Origin of the sequence: Devosia sp. (genome assembly GCF_030689745.1) — a bacterium.
GTDB classification, from domain to species: Bacteria; Pseudomonadota; Alphaproteobacteria; order Rhizobiales; family Devosiaceae; genus Devosia; species Devosia alba.
In genome coordinates this window covers 1-17,892 of record NZ_JAUYGL010000238.1, presented here as the reverse complement: position 1 = coordinate 17,892, position 17,892 = coordinate 1, and the positions used below count along the sequence as shown (strand labels likewise).

At 61.5% G+C, this 17,892-nt stretch carries 16 protein-coding genes and 2 pseudogenes; 13 read left to right on the top strand and 5 right to left on the bottom strand.

Going from position 1 to position 17,892, the window contains the following annotated elements:
• Positions 1-92: 92 nt before the first annotated feature.
• Positions 93-488 (top strand): GFA family protein, encoded by a 396-nt coding sequence (locus Q8O80_RS21185; RefSeq protein WP_305583077.1) that lies wholly within the window; start codon positions 93-95, stop codon positions 486-488.
• 221 nt (positions 489-709) lie between these two features.
• Positions 710-1,096, top strand: a pseudogene (locus Q8O80_RS21180) (DUF302 domain-containing protein).
• 80 nt (positions 1,097-1,176) lie between these two features.
• Here the strand turns inward: Q8O80_RS21180 and Q8O80_RS21175 are convergent.
• From Q8O80_RS21175 to Q8O80_RS21165, 3 genes are all read right to left on the bottom strand, one after another.
• Positions 1,177-1,722 carry a hypothetical protein gene (locus tag Q8O80_RS21175; protein WP_305583075.1) on the bottom strand — a complete coding sequence of 182 codons (546 nt, stop codon included), beginning with the start codon at positions 1,720-1,722 and terminating at the stop codon, positions 1,177-1,179.
• On the bottom strand, positions 1,719-2,291 hold the full coding sequence (locus Q8O80_RS21170) for a DUF1214 domain-containing protein (RefSeq protein ID WP_305583073.1): 573 nt from the start codon (positions 2,289-2,291) through the stop codon (positions 1,719-1,721). Before Q8O80_RS21170 ends, Q8O80_RS21175 begins: the two co-directional genes overlap by 4 nt.
• Positions 2,292-2,567: 276 nt before the next feature.
• A complete protein-coding gene (locus tag Q8O80_RS21165; RefSeq protein WP_305583071.1) occupies positions 2,568-4,721 on the bottom strand; it encodes a transglycosylase domain-containing protein in 2,154 nt (717 codons plus the stop codon).
• A 133-nt stretch (positions 4,722-4,854) separates the two neighbouring features.
• Here Q8O80_RS21165 and Q8O80_RS21160 point away from each other — a divergent pair, with 133 nt between their 5' ends.
• From Q8O80_RS21160 to Q8O80_RS21145, 4 genes are all read left to right on the top strand, one after another.
• Positions 4,855-5,310: a YcgN family cysteine cluster protein gene (locus Q8O80_RS21160; RefSeq protein WP_305583069.1), complete on the top strand. Its 456-nt coding sequence runs from the start codon at positions 4,855-4,857 to the stop codon at positions 5,308-5,310.
• A gap of 328 nt (positions 5,311-5,638) precedes the next feature.
• Positions 5,639-6,295 carry a diguanylate cyclase domain-containing protein gene (locus Q8O80_RS21155; RefSeq protein ID WP_305583067.1) on the top strand — a complete coding sequence of 219 codons (657 nt, stop codon included), beginning with the start codon at positions 5,639-5,641 and terminating at the stop codon, positions 6,293-6,295.
• Between the two features lie 83 nt (positions 6,296-6,378).
• Positions 6,379-7,644 (top strand): Hsp70 family protein, encoded by a 1,266-nt coding sequence (locus tag Q8O80_RS21150; RefSeq protein ID WP_305583065.1) that lies wholly within the window; start codon positions 6,379-6,381, stop codon positions 7,642-7,644.
• Between the two features lie 76 nt (positions 7,645-7,720).
• Positions 7,721-8,956: a DUF2254 domain-containing protein gene (locus tag Q8O80_RS21145; protein WP_305583063.1), complete on the top strand. Its 1,236-nt coding sequence runs from the start codon at positions 7,721-7,723 to the stop codon at positions 8,954-8,956.
• A 77-nt stretch (positions 8,957-9,033) separates the two neighbouring features.
• Here Q8O80_RS21145 and Q8O80_RS21140 read toward each other — a convergent pair whose 3' ends face one another.
• Positions 9,034-9,651, bottom strand: a complete 618-nt coding sequence (locus Q8O80_RS21140; RefSeq protein WP_305583061.1) for an outer membrane protein — start codon at positions 9,649-9,651, stop codon at positions 9,034-9,036.
• Here Q8O80_RS21140 and Q8O80_RS21135 point away from each other — a divergent pair.
• Positions 9,650-9,850 carry a hypothetical protein gene (locus Q8O80_RS21135; RefSeq protein WP_305583059.1) on the top strand — a complete coding sequence of 67 codons (201 nt, stop codon included), beginning with the start codon at positions 9,650-9,652 and terminating at the stop codon, positions 9,848-9,850. The genes Q8O80_RS21140 and Q8O80_RS21135 overlap by 2 nt on opposite strands.
• Positions 9,851-10,168: 318 nt before the next feature.
• Here Q8O80_RS21135 and Q8O80_RS21130 read toward each other — a convergent pair whose 3' ends face one another.
• Complete coding sequence (locus Q8O80_RS21130) at positions 10,169-13,384, bottom strand: AAA family ATPase (protein ID WP_305583057.1); 3,216 nt, start codon at positions 13,382-13,384, stop codon at positions 10,169-10,171.
• A gap of 390 nt (positions 13,385-13,774) precedes the next feature.
• On the opposite strand from Q8O80_RS21130, the gene Q8O80_RS21125 reads away from it, so the two are divergent.
• The 6 genes and pseudogenes from Q8O80_RS21125 to Q8O80_RS21100 all read left to right on the top strand — a co-directional run.
• On the top strand, positions 13,775-14,185 hold the full coding sequence (locus Q8O80_RS21125; RefSeq protein ID WP_305583055.1) for a hypothetical protein: 411 nt from the start codon (positions 13,775-13,777) through the stop codon (positions 14,183-14,185).
• A complete protein-coding gene (locus Q8O80_RS21120) occupies positions 14,163-16,502 on the top strand; it encodes a glycoside hydrolase TIM-barrel-like domain-containing protein (RefSeq protein ID WP_305583053.1) in 2,340 nt (779 codons plus the stop codon). The genes Q8O80_RS21125 and Q8O80_RS21120 overlap by 23 nt, the downstream gene beginning before the upstream one ends.
• Positions 16,474-16,727: pseudogene (locus Q8O80_RS21645) on the top strand (glycosyl hydrolase 108 family protein); the annotation flags it as partial. The gene Q8O80_RS21120 and the pseudogene Q8O80_RS21645, both read left to right, overlap by 29 nt.
• Before the next feature lie 9 nt (positions 16,728-16,736).
• Complete coding sequence (locus Q8O80_RS21110) at positions 16,737-17,249, top strand: putative peptidoglycan-binding domain-containing protein (RefSeq protein ID WP_371136252.1); 513 nt, start codon at positions 16,737-16,739, stop codon at positions 17,247-17,249.
• Positions 17,250-17,312: 63 nt separating this feature from the next.
• Positions 17,313-17,561: a DUF1902 domain-containing protein gene (locus Q8O80_RS21105; protein WP_305583049.1), complete on the top strand. Its 249-nt coding sequence runs from the start codon at positions 17,313-17,315 to the stop codon at positions 17,559-17,561.
• Between the two features lie 115 nt (positions 17,562-17,676).
• On the top strand, positions 17,677-17,892 hold a 216-nt coding region (locus Q8O80_RS21100), incomplete at its 3' end, for a hypothetical protein (RefSeq protein ID WP_305583047.1).

The following is a 17,892-nucleotide window of genomic DNA, read 5'->3' as shown; positions in this document are numbered from 1 at the left end:
TGGGCATGCTGGGCGGCTAGCGCGGCTCGTCTTGCTGAAGTCTCCAGCGCAGTACAATCTGAGCGACCGGAGATACGCGCGGGGATCGCAGCATGACAGATCAGGTAGTCCATCATGGCGCGTGCTTGTGCGGAGCGGTGCGGTTTACAGTGCAGGGTAATTTGCCCGCGGCATCGGCCTGTCACTGTACGATGTGCCGCAAGCACACCGGCCACTATGAGGCAGGGGTCGATGTGCCGCGCGCGGCAGTGGCCATGACCGGCGTGGACCAGATCGCCTGGTATCAGTCTTCGGCCAAGGTACGGCGTGGGTTCTGTTCGGTGTGCGGCTCGTCAATGTTCTTTGATCCGCTGGAACGCGACTGGATCGGCATCAATATGGGCGCGTTTGATGGCGCCACCCACACAAGACTGGCCTTGCACATCTTCGTGGCCGACAAGGGTGACTATTACGACATCACCGACGGGTTGCCGCAAAACCAGCAATAGCAGAAGGGGCATTGTTTCCGACCCAACTCGGATCGGCCCGCAGTTTGAGCGCGGATTGCCCGCCGCCTATGACGCGGCCATCGCCTCGCGCAGGCGGGGAAAGCCGAGGCCGGTGTAACGCCCAACCTGCAAGATAGTTTCCGTGGCCGGAAACTGTTGGGCGCGCCTCGTGATTGTACTATCCTTGCCGGACCGGCCCCACTGCGTCGAGGAGACCCACCATGTACACTTTTGACAAAACGCTGACCGACACGACATTCGAGGCGGCGATCGCCCACACCAAGCAGGCATTGGCGGCCAAGGGCTTTGGCATTCTGACCGAAATTGACGTGCAGAAAACCATGAAGACCAAGCTGGACGAAACCATGCCCGGCTATGCCATTCTGGGGGCCTGCAACCCAAAAATGGCCTTTGAGGCGCTCAAGCTGTAGCCGCGGGTGGGCGCTATGCTGCCCTGCAACGTGATTGTGCGGGAACTGGCTGACGGATCGGTCGAGGTCAGTGCCATTGACCCGGTGGCCTCGATGAGCGCCATCGAGAACGCCGAACTGCATGGCGTTGCCGGTCAGGTGCGTCAGATGCTGTCTGACGTCATGGCGTCGCTATAGCCTTGGCTGGGTTGCACTGACTTCCCGGTCAACAGGGCGATGGTAGCGAGCAGTAAATCGCCTGCCGTTGCCGCCCAGTCCTAGCCGCGATTGCCGCAGCGGGATTCGGCAAGCTTGTTGGCAAAGCGGGTGCGCATCGCCTGATGCGGCGGGATCAGCCGGACCAGGGTGAACAACTGGTTGGTGGCCGACTCCACCACCAGAACGCCCTCGGCAACATCGAGTTGCTGTTGGGCCAGCAGCCGGGTCTGCGCCGCATTGAAGATGCCCAGATCCAGCGTCTGGCCGATGCCATCGCGATTGGTGGTCGAGTAGATGATCACACCCGCCGCATTGAAAATGGCCACCGACCAGGGCGCGTCCGGCAGTACGCCGCTGAGATAGCCGGGGTCCTGGGCCAGATCGAGACGGCACACCCCGTAGATCAGCATCGGGTCCAGCCCGAGCGGATTGGGCTCCCCGGGCGCGAGATCGGGCAGCACCACCATCTTGTTGTCCGCGTCGAGCGCGGCGATCCGGGTCCAGACCGTGTCGTCATCGAGCAGGGGCAGGGTGAGGATGACCATGATGTGGATGATGCCACCCAGCACCACGCCGCCGATCAGCCAGAGCAGAAACCGGGTCATGAACAATTGCCCCGACTGATGGTAGGCATGGATTCGTCGCTGGAGAAGCCCGAGAACACTGCCGTGTCATAAAGGCTGAGCACCAGGGTGAACGGCCCGTCACCAGTCAGTTCGAGCCAATTGCCCGGCATCAGCCCGGTGCCCACCGCGATGTCGATGGCGCCGTTATTGGGTCGCGCCAGGCCGCTCGATCGCATGGCCGGTTCGGCGTCGGGCGCCGCAACATTGCGGCCATCGGCATCGAGCGCCACCAGGGTCCAGCCTGTCGCCAGCGGCGTCTTGCCCCGGATGCGATAGCTGCAGTCGCGGCTCAGCGGCCGGTCATCGGCATCGACGCTGGCAGTAAAGCGGAGCCCTTCGGCCTGCCCAAGCTGCAAGCTGGCCTCGCGTGACAAGAGGCTGCGCGTATAGGGATTGGGGGCAGCCGCGCCGACATCGGGCCAGGCGATCCATGGTCCGACCTGCACGGCGCCGAACAGCCGGCCATCGGTGAGCGCATAGTAGCTCAGCCCGAACCCCACGCTCAACGCCACCGTGATCATCATCAGTAGATAGAGGACAAACCGCACGGTCTAGCAGCTCTGGGTGAAAATCGGCATGGGCGGCAAAGACCTGCGCGGGGGGGCTGGTCTAGCCTATAGCAAGGGGGTGCCGCGGGCGGAAGGGCGGATCAGAAGATCACACCAGATCATCCATGCCGATGCGCAGCGTTTCTGCCAGTTTGCGCAATCTGCATGCGATTGTCGCCCGACGCCGCCTGGGTCAGGTCCCGATAGACGCGGACCGGGATTTCCCGCGCCGGCAGCCGATCAAAGGCCCAAGGAATCAACCCTTAGTCCCCATGCCTACAATTCCTCGACAGCCGGCGGCAGGGGCGCGCTGGCTTGGGTGGTGACGCTTCCTTCATCCTGGCCGGCTTTGAACAGATCGGTCAGGATAACCAACTTGCGCGCGGCTTCGGGCGTCAGGCTGGGCGGGCGTTCCGGCACAGTCTCCTCTACGCCATCGGCCTCGGCCAGCATGGGTGGCTCGGGTACGAAGTCGACCCCGAATACCGGCCTGATCGCGATATTGGTGTGCGCATAGGCCATGAATTTCTGAAAGGCGATGGCCGGCAGGGTGCCGCCGGTCAGGGTGTTGGTGGGGTGATAGTCGTCATTGCCGAACCAGACTGCGGCGACGTAATTGCCGGTGAAACCGCAGAACCAGGCGTCGCGATACGATGAGGTAGTGCCCGACTTGCCCAGGACCGGCACGCCCGGCACGTCGGCGCGCCGCCCGGTGCCGCCGGTCACCACGCCGCGCAGCATCGAATTCATGTTGGCCACGGTGGTCTGGCTCAACACACGCTCGCGGGCGGCATTGGGATCAAGCTCATAGACCGGCTCGCCATCCAGAGTGGACATGCGGGTAATGCCGAAGGCCGGCGTCTTGAGGCCGTCATTGGCCATCACAGCGTAGGAGGAGGCCATGTCCAGCACAGAAACCGAGGCGACGCCCAGCGCCAGCGAGCGGGTGACAGGATAATCGGCCTGCAGGCCCATGCGGTGGCTGAGCGCCGCCACCGGCTCGCGGCCGGTCTTGATCGACAGTGTCACCGCCACGGTATTGAGCGACTGCGCAAAGGCGCTGGCCAGCGTGACACTGCCCTTGTAATTGCGGCCATAATTCTGCGGGCACCAATCGCCAATACACACCGGGCGGTCGGTGATGTGGTCATTCGGCGTCAACCCCAGTTGCTCCATCGCCTCGGCATAGACAAAAACCTTGTACGCGGAGCCGGGCTGCCGATTGGACACGATGGCGCGGTTGAACTGGCTCTTGCCGTAATCGACACCCCCCACCATAGCGCGAATGGCGCCACTGGTATCGGTGACCACCATGGCCGCCTGCTCGACATCATAGCGTTCGGTGCCCTCGCGCACGGTCGAGATCACGGCTTCTTCGGCGTATTTTTGCAGTGTGGTGTCGATGGTGGTGCGGACCACAAAATTGTTGGTGCTGTGATCATGGCTTTCGATCAGCGTCTTGGCTTCCACAAAGGCCCAATCGAGGAAATAGTTTGGCGAATTGGCGTCGGCCACCCGATCGATCGGGGTGGCAGGGTGGCGCCGGGCCGCAGTGACCTGTCCTTCGGTAAGAAAGCTTGCCGCCACCATATTGCTCAGCACCAGATTGGCGCGGCCACGGGCGGCGGCCAGATCGACATGGGGGGCATAGCGGGTTGGGGCTTTGAACAGGCCCGACAGCATGGCCGCTTCCGCCAGGCTGATATCCTGCACCTTCTTGCCGAAATAGTAGTCCGAGGCGGCCACCACGCCAAAATTGCCGCCGCCCATATAGGCGTTGTCAAAATAGAGCTTGAGGATATCGTCCTTGGAATAGTGCCACTCCAGCCAGACCGCCAGAAATGCCTCGATGATCTTGCGCTCCAGGGTGCGTTCCGAGCTCAAAAACAGGTTCTTGGCCAGCTGCTGGGTGATCGAGGAGCCGCCCTGGGTGCCGCTATCGCCGCCGGCATTGCTGACCAGGGCCCGCAGCGTGCCCACCACATCGATGCCGAAATGGTCATAAAAGCGCCGGTCTTCGGTCGCCAGCGTCGCCTTGATCAGATAATCGGGCATGTCGGCCAGCGGTACTGAATCGTCCGAGCGAATGCCGCGGCGGCCGATCTCGGTGCCGAAGCGATCAAGAAACACCACCGAATAGTCTTCGGCCTTGTTGAACTCGCCGGTGGCGGTGGCGTCAAAGGCGGGCAGGGCCAGCGCCACCATCAGCACGCAGCCAATGGCCAGAAACGACAGCCCGTCCGACACGATCTCGACCACTAGCCGCTTGAAGCCGCTGACATGGAAGATCGACATGAAATCCTGAAACCGCGTCCAGCCCCGTCCCAGCGACTGGCCGGAATCATAGAGCGAGGAATCCAGCCACGCATCGGCCGCCAGCATGCCGGAAGACTTCTTGCGCTTTTCCTTGGTAAAGAACGGGTCCTGCACCAGAATTCCTCAAATGGCGGTCACGCAGTGTTGTCCACGCCACCACGCCGCAGCAAGTTGGTTGCTGGAATATGATTGCGCATGCTTGTAGACAAGCGCAAACCGATCTCCTGCTTATCACGACCGGATTAAAATGGCCTTCTGGGAAGAAAAAACCCTCGATCAAATGACCGAGACCGAGTGGGAAGCGCTGTGCGACGGCTGCGGCCGCTGCTGCCTGCTCAAACTCGAGGACGAAGACAGCGGGCTGATCATCACCTCCGATGTGCGGTGCGAATTGCTCGACGGCGATAGCTGTGTCTGCACCGACTATCCCAACCGGCAGTCCAAGGTGCCCGACTGCATCAAGCTGACCTTGCAGAACGTCACCGAGATCGAGTGGATTCCCAAAACCTGCGCCTATCGCCGCATCGCCGAGGGCAAGGGTCTGGCCTGGTGGCACCCGCTGGTTTCGGGCGACCCGCAAACCGTTATCGATGTTGGCGTTTCGGTCTCCGGCCGCACCATGCTGGAATCCGACGTCGACCCCGACACCTGGGAAGAGCACGCCGTCGAATGGCCCGAATGGGAGCCGCCCGAGGCGCTTTAGGACGCTGCAAATGCCAGCATTGGCGCGAAATCATGCTGATCGGCTGCCCGCAAGGCCCTGAGATAGGCGCTGCGGATCTCGCCGGCCGTGTCGAGGCTATGGCGCCCCCAGGTCAGGGTCGGACCAGGCCACAGCCTGCACTAGAACATCACAAAACCAGGCCATAGCCTGGAAGTAGGCCTCAATCTGCCGCGCGATGCGGCAGTATTGCGCGGCGGCGGTAGGGCATGCGGGTCTGGGATTGGCGGGTTTGTTTACAGCCCGTTAACCATCTTGTGAATTGATGTCAGCGTGCACGAGACCTGCAAAGCCTAGGACGGGCGCCGATATGATTGACACAGTGATCGACAAGAATCTGGCAGAACCATTCTGGTCGCGCGTCCGTACCGCGCTCGGCGCCTTGCGCCCGACAACCAGGGACGCGCAGCCCGATTCGAGCCAGCCGGTGATTGCCCGCGCCATGGGCATGCGGCCCAAGCTGGGGGCGCCGATTGAGGCCGCACTCGTCGGAGGCTGGACCAGTGCTGCTGCCGGACATGTTTCGCTGTCGCTGCTGGTGATCGAAATCGACCGCATGCACGATTATCTCGGCGCCTATGGCAAGCCGGCGGCTGATGACTGCGTTGGCAGCGTGATGCGCGCCATCGCGCAGAACCTGCCCCGTCCCGGTGATGTCTGCCTGCTCTGGGGTACGGCCACTTTCGTTATCGTGCTGCCTGATCTGCCCGTATTGATGGCCCGCGCCAGCGCTGCCAAGATTCACGATGCCATCCGCCATCTCGGCCTGGCGCACAAGGAAAGCCATGTCGGCGGTGTCACGGTAAGCATGGGCCTGGCGGTGAGCAATCCGCGCGGCAATTACGACAGGAAATTCTTCCAGACCGGGCTGGACGCGCTGAAAAAGGCGCAGCGCAAGGGTCTTGGTCGCGTCGAGACCATCGATCTGCGCCCCGCCCAGGAGCGCAAGCGCAAAAAGAGCGCCTGACCCCGGCTTGCACCGCCCGTCCTGAGCCCTTATGACGGCCATCCCCCGGCGCCCCGCGCCGGCTTTCCCGTGGATGACCGGCAATGACCCAAGCTTGCGGCCTCGACTTTGGCACATCCAACTCCACCATGGGGCAGGTGGGCGCCGATGGCGTGCCGCAGCTGCTGGCGCTCGAAGACGGCAAATCCACTATTGCCAGCGTGCTGTTCTTCGGCTTTGAGGATGACAGCATCCATATCGGCCGCCAGGCCGTTGCTGAATATGTCTCCGGCGCCGACGGACGGCTGATGCGCTCGCTCAAAAGCGTGCTCGGCACCGCGCTGATGGGCGACAGCACGCGCGTCAAGGCCACCAGCTATGGCTTTATCGAGATCCTGGGCCTGTTCATCGCCCGGGTCAAGGCGCGGGCCGAGACCGAACTGGGCGCAAGGCTCGACAGTGTGGTGTGCGGCCGCCCGGTGCATTTCGTCGATGATGACCCGGTGGCCGACTCTGCCGCGCAGGCCCAGCTGGAGCAGGCGGTGCGGGCGCAGGGGTTCAAGCATGTCGCGTTCCAGTTTGAGCCGATTGCCGCCGCGCTCGACTATGAGCGGCAGGTGCGCAATGAAAAACTGGCGCTGATCGCCGATCTGGGCGGCGGCACCGCTGATTTTTCGCTGGTCCGGGTCTCGCCGCAACGCGCCCGCGCCAGCGATCGCAGCGGCGATATTCTGGCGACGGCGGGCGTGCATGTCGGCGGCACCGATTTTGACCGGCTGCTGGCAATGGCCAAGATCATGCCGGAACTGGGGCTGGGCACGCGGACCCGGGATGGCAAGCGGCATTTGCCGGTGGCGCCCTATCACGACCTGTCCACCTGGCACCGCATCAACCGGCTCTATACCGCCCAGGCGCTGCGCGATCTGCGCAGTACGCGGCGCGAAGCGCAGGCCAGCGAGCGGGTCGGGACCATGATCGCGCTGATCGAGGACCGGCTCGGGCACCGGCTGATTGGCGCCGTGGAGGCCGCCAAGATCGAGCTCTCCGATGCCAATAGCACTCTGTTAACATTTGCTGTGCGCGACCAGCTGCTGACAGCGGCCATTTCAATTGACGATTTCAACCACGCGCTGGCCGGTTCGGTCCAGCGCATCGAAAACACCATTGCCGAAACGCTGCGGCGGGCCGGGATCACCGCCGACCAGGTCGACAGCCTGATCCTGACCGGCGGCTCGACCCAGGTGCCCGCCATTGCCCGGCGCCTCGCCGCGCTGTTTCCGGCCGCTGAACTGGTGCGCACCGATGTGCTGGGCAGCGTCGGGCTGGGGCTGGCCCTGGAGGCCGCACGCCAGTTCGGACCGCGCAGCTGATCGTTCGGCGCGAGGCAGGGCAGACGATTTTCGAACCCTTTGCCCGCGCCTGCGTTGTACCGGTTTGGGGTTCTCGATGAGTCAGATCACATTCCAGTTACGCCAGCTTGTCCAGCGCATGTGGTTCCTGCCGGCGGCGTTTTCGCTGATCGCGGTGCTGAGCATCGCAATTGCCTGGTTTCTGGCCCGCTTTGCCCCCGAAACCCTGCCCTTCACCATGCCCTCCAATGGCGTGATGTCGATCCTGACGATTCTGGCGTCCAGCCTGCTGACGGTGGCGGTCTTTGCCCTCTCGACCATGGTCAGTGCGCTGTCGAGCGCCTCGGCCTCGACCTCGCCGCGCGCCATGCCGCTGATTACCGGCGACCGCAGCGCCCAGACCTCGATTTCGGTCTTTATCGGCGCCTTCCTGTTTTCCATTGTCGGCATTATCGGGCTGTCAGCCGGGCTCTATAGCGAGGCCGGGCGGCTGTTTCTGTTTGTGGTGACGCTGGGCGTGGTGGTGCTGGTGGTGACGGCGCTGATCCGCTGGATCGGCCAGATCTCGGCAATCGGCCGGGTCGGCCAGACCATTGACCGGGTCGAGAAGGCGACGTGTGATGCCCTGGCCATGGTCACCGACCCGCCCAATTTCGATTGCCAGCTGCAGCTCGTGGCGCCGCAGGGTAGCCCGCTATTTGCCGATAGCGTGGGCTATGTGCAGCATGTCGACGCCAGCGAACTGCAGCGGCTTGCCCAGGAAAATCAGCTGACCATCGCCATCACGGCGCGGCCGGGCGCCTATGTCGCCCCCAACCGGCCGCTGATGCGGATCGAGGGCGTGGTGTCCGAAAAGCTGGTCGAGGAGCTGGTGGGGGCCTTCGTGGTGGGCGACAGCCGCACCTTTTACAGCGATCCGCGCTTTGGCCTGGTGGTGCTGAGCGAAATTGCCAGCAAGGCGCTGTCGCCGGGCATCAATGATGCCGGTACTGCCATTGATGTGATCGGCACGCTGGTGCGGGTGCTGGTGGACCGCCAGCCCATCGAGCCGCCCGCGGCGTCGCGCCATGCCCTGGTATCGGCGCCGCCGCTCGACCCGCGCGATCTGATCGAGGACGCCTTCCGCCCGATTGCCCGCGACGGCGCCGCCAGTATCGAAGTGGTGCTGCGGCTATTGGCGGGACTGAACACGCTGGCCTTTGCCAGCCCGGCGCTCAAGCAGCCCGCCCTGGCCATGGCGCGCGACGCCGCGGCGCGGGCGCGCCAGGCGCTGACGGCAGAGAGTGACCTCAAGACGCTGGAGGCCGCGGCGGCATTTGCCGAGGAGGGGTAGGGGCGAAGGGGCGCGGCACTGGCATAGAGCAGGAGGGAAGGGCCATGCCCCACCCCCCTGAGCAATCAGTGGATGCTTCAGAACCGGTAGTTGAGGCCCAGTTTGACCATGTGCGCGTGTGACTTGATATCGCTCGCACCGAGATTGGCGATGGTATTGATCGGCGCCTGGACGGTGGCGAAGTCGTAATAGGCATACTCGGCTTTGACGCTCACTGCATCGGTGACGGCAAGCTCGGCACCGCCGCCAAGGGTCCAGCCCCAGACGGTTGAAGAGAATGAGCCGCTAGAGGCAGGGGCAGCGGGGGTGGTTGACGCCGTGATGCCGCCCACCGCCAGGCCTGCCGTGCCGAACACCAGCACGCGGTCGAGCGCAATGCCGCCTCGCAGCTTGGCGGAACCGGCCCAGTCCAGCGCACCGTGGCACTCATAAGCAGGCGCGCCAGCGCAGGTGGCGCTGCCCTTCACGCCGCTCCAGGCGAGATCACCCTCGGCCCCGACGACAAAATTGTCGAACTGTGTATTGACCCCGACAGTGCCGCCCAGCAGGGCGCCCTCCACGTCGACGGGAGAGACCGACCCGTTGGCCACACCGGTGCTGGTGGCGCGCCCGGCGCCATAGCCGGCATAGACGCCGGCATAGAACCCGCTCCACGAAAACGGGGCGGAGGGGATGTCAATAATGGGGGGATACATGGTGCCGAAGTCGGCGGCGCTGGCGCTGGAGACGCCCGCCGTCGCGGCCACCATTGAAATAATCAATCTGCAAACTGTCTTCACTAAAGCCTCCATCATGGTGAAAACAATGTGCATCATCTGGGTTAAGCAAGGATTTAGTGACGCAATTGAGCAACATGCCCAGCAACACCCCGGCCATCGCATGGCGCAGTCTTGATGGCGCAGGGTTTTCGGCGTGAGCGGTCGCGGGGTGCGGCGCTGGGGCCCAGCGGGTGCTCAGGACGGACCTTGTGGATGGCGGGGGCGCGCCAGGTGCCGACGGCGCAGTGGCCCAAAGAGGCTGGAGACAGCGGCGGCGTTTGCGGAGGAAGGCGTGGAGAGAGGGGCTGTATGCGAAAGGGCCCGGTTCAGGCAGTTGGCTTGATCGGCATTGTGGAACGCGGCTTTAACGACGCAAAAAGGGACCAGCAGGTTGGGGCAAGTGACACGAAAAGTGGACCTTGCAATGCCGCCCTATTGCCATCAGTGGACGAACTCAGTGAGAAAGTCTTTCAAACAATGGACGCCAAGGTTTTCCAGAGCCAGACTTAGAAAAACTCCGAAGTATGGGCAGCGTGTTGTTAGGCGCATTAGTCGGAAAAACTACAAGAAGCCCCAGGCCTCCAAAGCCAAGCGGCCTTCGTTTGTCAATTTTGCTACCAAGATCCACACACAGTGATTTTGCGCGTTCCCATTCTACCTCAGACCCAAATCCGGATTTATCAGGTGGAAGGGCAAGGTTCTCATGGCCAAGTATTTGGCATGAATGGAAATCCACATCAACGTCTACTATTTTGGCTAGTCTACTCAGTATCAACTTCTGCCCTTCTTGCGTGGCAGCAAGTGTAATAACTCGTACTTTTGTTGTGGAAAGTACACTTATGTTTTCTTCAGTAAATTTAGAGACATTTCCGGAAAGGGACTCTCCCGTTGCCGCAATATCGTCAATGACTACGACGGCGGAAATGGGCCCTGAATCCGAAACGAGAGCGGCATATCTCTCCGAAAAATTGACCTGGCTGATTATGTTTTTGGCGCTAATCTTGTTCTCTTCGGCATATAGGGCAGCGTAGCCGTTGCCGCTTTTGCCCTCACCATCCACGTAAGTGATTACCACATCTGTCCGCCTTTCGTTGCGCGTCCTAGTGATCGGCACCGGCAGGGTGGGTCTTAGTATCGTGAAAGCTTCTCTTACTCGTTCTCGCACATGGGCTTCGCTGAATACCTTGGTGCGCTTCAAAAGTGTGAATAGCACTCTCTGATCCTTGGGACTCTCTACCTGTTGATACCAAGCGCGTATGTCGTCAGTCCCGATCTGCTGACCTCTGTATGTTGGCCATTTTTTCGACAGTTCCACGACCTCGTCCGATCGGATTACCGCAGCGTTTTCTTCCTGAATCGCCGAGTTGGCCAGCTCCTCACTGAGGTTGTCCGAGATCAGTTGCTGGGCTCCTACGTCCATCAGCCACTGTCCGAAGATCGGCAGAACAAAACGATACGTGCCCTTATTTTCGCTCAATACGCCCCTTTTGACGAAGTCGTTGAGAACCGCCACTACATCGTTCTCCGTAAGAGAGACAGAGACCCTATTGAGAGTGGCGTTTGCTGCGGTTAGGGGGAGCCCATTCCGGCAACATCTTGCGGATGCCACGAGAACCCTGCTGCGTCTCAAAATATCTGGCTCACGTTCAGCTGCTGGACGCGGCACTCCATCCTGCCAAAGATGGGCAAACGAATTTGAACCCAAGGCAGATATAGCGGTATCCGTAGCGGTCTTGACCTCGTCTGCAGTAATGTCCGTGTCTCTTTCTGACACAGCGTTCTGAACGGTCGCAGCACACACTATTTTGGCAAAATACGGATTGCCATTAGACACATTATATACTTCCGAGATGGCGTCTTCGTGCCAGTTTATGACTCCAGCTGTTGGCTTGCGGATCATTTCTTGGAAGTCTTGCCACTCGTGCTCCCTAGAGAAATAGCTTAGGTTTACACGGGCAAAGTTGTTCAGTTTCTGACCTTGTCGATCCATGATGAAGGGCATGTTCTCGCCTCCCACCAGTATGAGAGAAAAATTGTCTCTTCGTGAAATAGATCTCAAATTTGCAAAGAATGTGTCAGCTAGGTTTCCTTGTAAGAACAGTTCCTGCGGAATTTCATCGAACTCGTCTATAACAAAAACAAACCTTTTTTCTGGAGCTACCTGCGCTGAGACTTCAGAAACAGAAACTAGGTGTGAAAGCGACCCGTCATAATCCCCATCCTCAATCAATATATTTGACCCCAACGCTGACCGTATGAAGCGTTCGATGTTCTTCCCCAAAGACCTTACACTCGCCGCCGGATCCGCATTTGCGACATCTCCCCAGAGAATATAGTGGGCACTAGTGGAGCCGGCAGGTGCGTGGGCCGTCGCAAAATCTGTAATTGCAGTAGCTAAAGAGGTTTTTCCGACACGCTTTTGCCCAGTGATATAGAATGGCTCCATGACTGCCCTAAGGAGCTTTGCTGAAAGATTTCGGACCAAATCATTTCGTCCAATGAAGTTTTCGCCAACAGCAACATTGGTGCTGTACGGCGACCAATACTCCAATGATGGCCAATCAATATTTTTGCTTTGTGCGAATACTTGTAGAAGGAGGTCTGTTGTCATTCTTTCGGGGTTGCCGATCTCGCCCCATTCAACTTGAATAAGAACCTCCAACTCTGCGCACTCTCTGATGACTAAGGTCTCCAGGACTACCGAGAAGTCGCCAGGTTTGACACTGCCCAGATTAGTTGATGAGTTGGCAAACACGACAGCATCTGATGAGGAAAGGACGCTGACAGTCACCTCTAGGGCTAGCCCGGCCCCTTCGTTCCTAAGAGGAACAACCAAGTGGAATTCACGGCCACCCTCGTGGAGTGGATACCTTTTCGCGAGCGAGTTTTGGCTTGACCAGCCCTTGCTGACTTTTGCCCGAAACTGGGATCGGACATCGGCAAGAAATTGATCTAAGCATTTCTGAGCAGTTTCAAGAATTTTTGCGAAATAATCTTGGGAGAGGAATGACGGATACTGTTCCAGCAGGGCCCGCATTTCGCCAATAGTCCGCTGGCAATCCTCAAAATTCTGGAGGAAAGCAGCGTCTAGCACTTCAACTTTTTGAAGCGATGTGAAGAGTACTTCGGTCGCGCTCTTGAAGTCGCGTATGTGGTACGGCCCTGCGTATGCTCGAACGATGCTGTGGTTCAATCTACCTAGGATCAAACGCCTTGCACCAACTAGCGCATGCAAATTGCCATAGCTGTCGGTCAGCACGGAAAGTAGGCTGCAGATTCCGGAATGCGCGCGCTGAAGTAGCGCAAATTTCTCGTAATTTTGGGACTTTGGTTTTAGGCCGAGAAATTCGCAAATTTCACCTGCGCCCGTCTCACACAATTCAACTATGAGACGTTCTAGCTGATTGTTGGAGTTCGGTTCAGGGATCACACCATCGACCGCCAAACTGCGTAGCACGACAGCTGGAATTGTTGGAGATTTGGGGCGTGATTTGACCACGAGGCCAATCGCATCTGCAATTGAGCCATCCTCGCCCTCAAACTCACTGAACAACCACGATCGCAGCGAAGCCTTCGCTCCTTGGATGTCACCCGAAACAAGCATTCCTTCGAAATCCGCAATAGGATCGTCCGAAGTTGAGGAATTGGTGTTTTCAAAATCTGTCGACAAAACGCACCTGCAATATGGATCAGCGTATCCTGTCAAATCGGCAACAGAATGGCTACTGCCTAGCTATCAATAGGGAAGCTGATACACACTTTCAAAATTTTGCCAGCTTGTTCGAACATGTTAGTATTAGCTGTTCGGTAGACTGCTCAGTCGTTTTGAATACCGCGTGGCTTTTTGGCGCTGATCCGTATGTTCGTGAACTTGCACTGCGGTGTGCTAACGGCTGAATTTGGGGCAAACAAGTCGTGTTCAGTGCTCCGATATCTACCCTGAACAACCCACACCCCCCATTTATCCCTCTAATCCCCGCGTCACGCTGGTCTGCTATGGTTATGGCATAGTCGGAAAATTGGGTCACAAGGACCCGCCGATGCTTTCAGCGAGACAGTGATGACCAAGGACGCAACGGCCCCCAATGTGGACTGGGCGGCGGTGCAGCATGACTATGAGATCCACGCGCTGACCAATGCCACGATCTGCCAGTGCCACGGCATTACCCGCTCCCAGCTGCGCTACCGGATCGAAAAATTCGGCTGGGTGGCCTTTCGGGCACGCCGCATCGACCGGCCGGTGCTGGTCAAACGCCTGCTCAAGATCTTCGACCGACAGCTGCGCCAACTGGAAAAGACCGGCATGATCCACACCCCCGAGGACGTCTCCCTGCTCGCCACGGCGACCAGGACGCTCGACAAGATATTGGCAATCAAGCAGGTCGACCGGCCCAGGCAGGTCGAAGAAGACGATATGGACGATCTGCGCGACAAACTGGCCGAACGCTTTGACCAGCTCAAGAAGCGCTGAATCGCTCGCCCGGGTCGCGGCGCTCAAGAACAACGAAGTCAAGGAGCAGTTCTTTGACTGGCAGCGCTGGGCGCGGCCCAGCCAGTCGCCGCCCGACGGTGACTGGACCACCTGGCTGCTGATGGGCGGACGCGGCGCGGGCAAGACAAGGGCCGGCGCCGAATGGGTGCGCGGGCTGGCGCAACAGAACATCAGCCCGATTGCGCTGGTCGGCGAGACGATGACCGAAGCCGTGGCCGTGATGATCAACGGGGTGAGCGGGCTGCGCGCCGTCCATCCACCGGCAGAGCGGCCGGTATTGCGCGGTGCAGTGCTGAAATGGCCCAATGGGGTGGAAGCCATTGTGCTCTCCGCCTCCGATCCGGACCGCTTCCGGGGCCCCCAATTCGCCGCCGCCTGGTGCGACGAACTGGGCTGCGGCGCGGTCGACAAGGGTGCCAACCAGCCCAATATTTTTGGCGACGACAAAAGCGCCGAAAGCGGGCGCCCGTATTTTTCCAGCGGGTTGCCCGATCCGCTGATCCAGCGTCAGCTGCTGCGGGCGCAGCAGGCATTCTGGCGCGACAGTGCCCATAACCCGCCCGGCATGGTCGATATCGACCGCCTCTACCACTGGACCTGGGACGCGCGGCCCTGGCCGGCCTTTCCGGCGCTGCGCGATGTCTGGTCCGACGGGGTGAACCACCGCAATGGCCACTGGCTGACCGGACGGCTGGGCGGCCTGGCCAGTGACGAGCTGGCGCGGGCCCTTGCGGCCGAGCATGGCGTCGGCCTGACAGCGGAACCGGCGCTGCCTTTCATCGCCGGCTACACGTTGAACACCGCCACCACGGCGCGGGCTGCGCTGGAACCGCTGATCGCTGCGACAGGGCAGGGGCTGCGCAACCCTGCCGGTGGGCTACATCTGGGCCAGGCACAGCGGCAGCAGAGCACGGCGCTGCACCTCGAGAGGCTGGCGCAGGGCGATGGTCCGACACTGTCGCGGCGGCGCGGCGATCCGGCCGAGGTGCCGGGGCGGCTGGCGCTGGGTTTTGTCGATCGCGAGCGCGACTATCTGGCGGGCACGGTGACGGCCATGGCGCAGGCCGATGGTCCGCTGGCGGGCGAGACTGTGGCGCTGGTGCTCGACAGCGCCTCAGCCCGGCTGGCCGCCGAGCGCCTGCTGGACGGGCAAAGTGGGCGCCGCGAGACGCTGGAATTTGAGCTGCCGCCAGCCCAATTGGCGCTGCAGCCGGGCGATCTGGTGGCCATTGCCGGACTGGCCGAAGGGCCGTTTGAAATCACCGAAATCACCGACGGACAGACCCGCCGGGTCACGGCGCAGACGCTGGTGGCCCAGACGGCGGTGGCCGTGGGCGCCGACCAACCGATGCGGGGCGGCAGCGGCACGGCGGTGCGGGCCCTGCCGTTGGTGACGCTGGCGCACCTGCCGCCACTGCCAGCCGAGCCGGCGCGGTCGCGTCTGGTGATGGCAGGCTATGCCCATCCCTGGCCCGGTCCCCTGCAATTGGTGGACGAGGCCACCGGTGCGACCATTGTGCAGCTCAATCGCCGCGGCGTGCTGGGCAGCCTGGCGACGCCGCTGCAGGCCGGACCGCGGGCGGTGTGGGATCGCGGGGCGGGAGTGGATGTAACGCTCCATGCCGGGCATCTGGCCGCAGCAGAACCGCTGGCGGTGCTGGCGGGCAGCAATCGCCTGGCGGTGGAGACCGATGCGGGGGACTGGGAAGTCATTGGCTTTGCCAGCGCCACGCTGATCGGGCCCGGGCACTATCGGTTGCAGGACCTGCTGCGCGGGCTCGATGGTACGGGGCCGGCCATCGGCGCGGCGTCACCTGGCCGTCGCGCCGTGCTGCTCGATAGCCGGGCCGACACGCTGGCCGTGGAGCCTGGCTGGCTGGGCGAGACACGCGACTTCCGGGTCTATGCCGGCAGCAGCGACCTCACCGGGACGGACCTGAGCATAGCCCTCGATGCGGCGCCGGCCTTGCCCTTGCCGCCCGTGCATCTGCGCGCGGCACGCGCGGCCAATGGCGATATCGCCCTGCGCTGGATGCGGCGCAGCCGGGCCGATGGCGATGGCTGGGGCATTGCCGAGCCACCACTGGAGCATGTTCCGGAACGCTATCGCCTGACCATTCTGGACGGCGCCAACGCCAAGCGCGTCATCGAAACCGATGCGCCCCAGGCCACCTATGCCAGCGCCGAGCAGCTTGCCGATTTCGGCAGCCCGCCCGGCGCTTTCAGCTTCACGCTTGCCCAGCTCAGCCCGGTGCTGGGCGCCGGCCATGCGGCAAGAGGAGAGTTCAATGGCTAAAAGCCGGTTCGACATCTGTCTCGATCTGGTGCTGCAGCAGGAGGGCGGCTATGCCGATCACCCCAGCGATCCGGGCGGCGCCACCAATCTGGGCATTACCCGCAAGACGCTGGCCCGCTGGCGCCAGGTTTCGCCCTGGTGGAGCCTCAGCAAAACCGACGTGCAGGGGCTGCAGCGCCCCGAGGCGGCGCGGATCTTCGCGAGGGCTACTGGCTCCAGGTTCGGGCTGATCAATTGCCGGCCGGACTGGACCTGGCGCTGTTCGACTTTGCCGTCAATTCGGGGCCGGATCGGGCCATCCGCACGCTGCAGGGTGCGCTGGGCGTGCGCGTCGATGGCGCCATCGGGCCGCTGACGCTGGATGCCATCAAGACACGTATTGCGCTCGAAGGCGCCGCCGGGCTGATCGACGCCCTGTGCGACCGCCGTCTCAGCTTCCTGACCCGGCTGTCCACCTTTGCCGTGTTCGGCAAGGGCTGGTCGGCCCGCGTCAAGACCATCCGCCAGGCCGCGCGCGACGCGGCTGGCGCCGCACCAACCCCAAGCAAACGGAGAACCACCATGGACATTCTCAACGGCTACAAGACCTATATCGCCGCCGCCGTCATGCTGCTGGCCGGCATCGCGCAGGTCCTCGGCATCGACCTGCCATCACTCGATGGCAGTTCAGCCGGGCATCTGATCATGGAAGCGCTGGCGCTGATCTTCCTGCGCAAGGGGCTGAAGGGCGATATCGGCCGGGCGTGAGGGGCTTGCCAATGACGGGTACGTCACTCATATTCCTGGTACGGAAACAACGGGGAGTGACGCATGATCAAGCGCATGTTCAACGTCACTGCGCATTGGGATGACGAGGCTAAAGTCTTCTACGCCGATAGCGACATCATCGGTCTCCATATCGAGGCCAAGACTATCGATGAATTTGAATCGGTGATGATGGAGGTTGCTCCCGGATTGGTCATCGCCAATCATGTGAGCAAGGCGGAGCTGGAGTCCTCGGCCCCGGAGGACATCATTCCGGCCATCCTCTGGCAGCGACCAGTCGGCAAAGCCGCGTGAATGGTCGACGGCTATTATTCGGCCGTCGTCAAAGTGTTGCGAGCCGAAGCCCTAAGGTTTTGGCCGCTTTGCCCCATTCATGTCCCATTCAGCAATCTCCCCCTATGTTGCTGCCATGAAAACCTTGTCCTCAAAAATCCTGGCGTCGGTCGCCGTCGCGCTGGCCATTGGGCTGGCTGGCGCCGCTCCGGCCAATGCGCAGGCATGCCTTGATAACCGCCAGATCCAGGAGGCGGTGGCGTCGGGGCAGATCATGTCGCTTGATGCCGTGCTGGCGGCGGCCGGCATAGACGGCAGCGCCAAAATCCTCAATGTTGCGGTGTGTGACGAG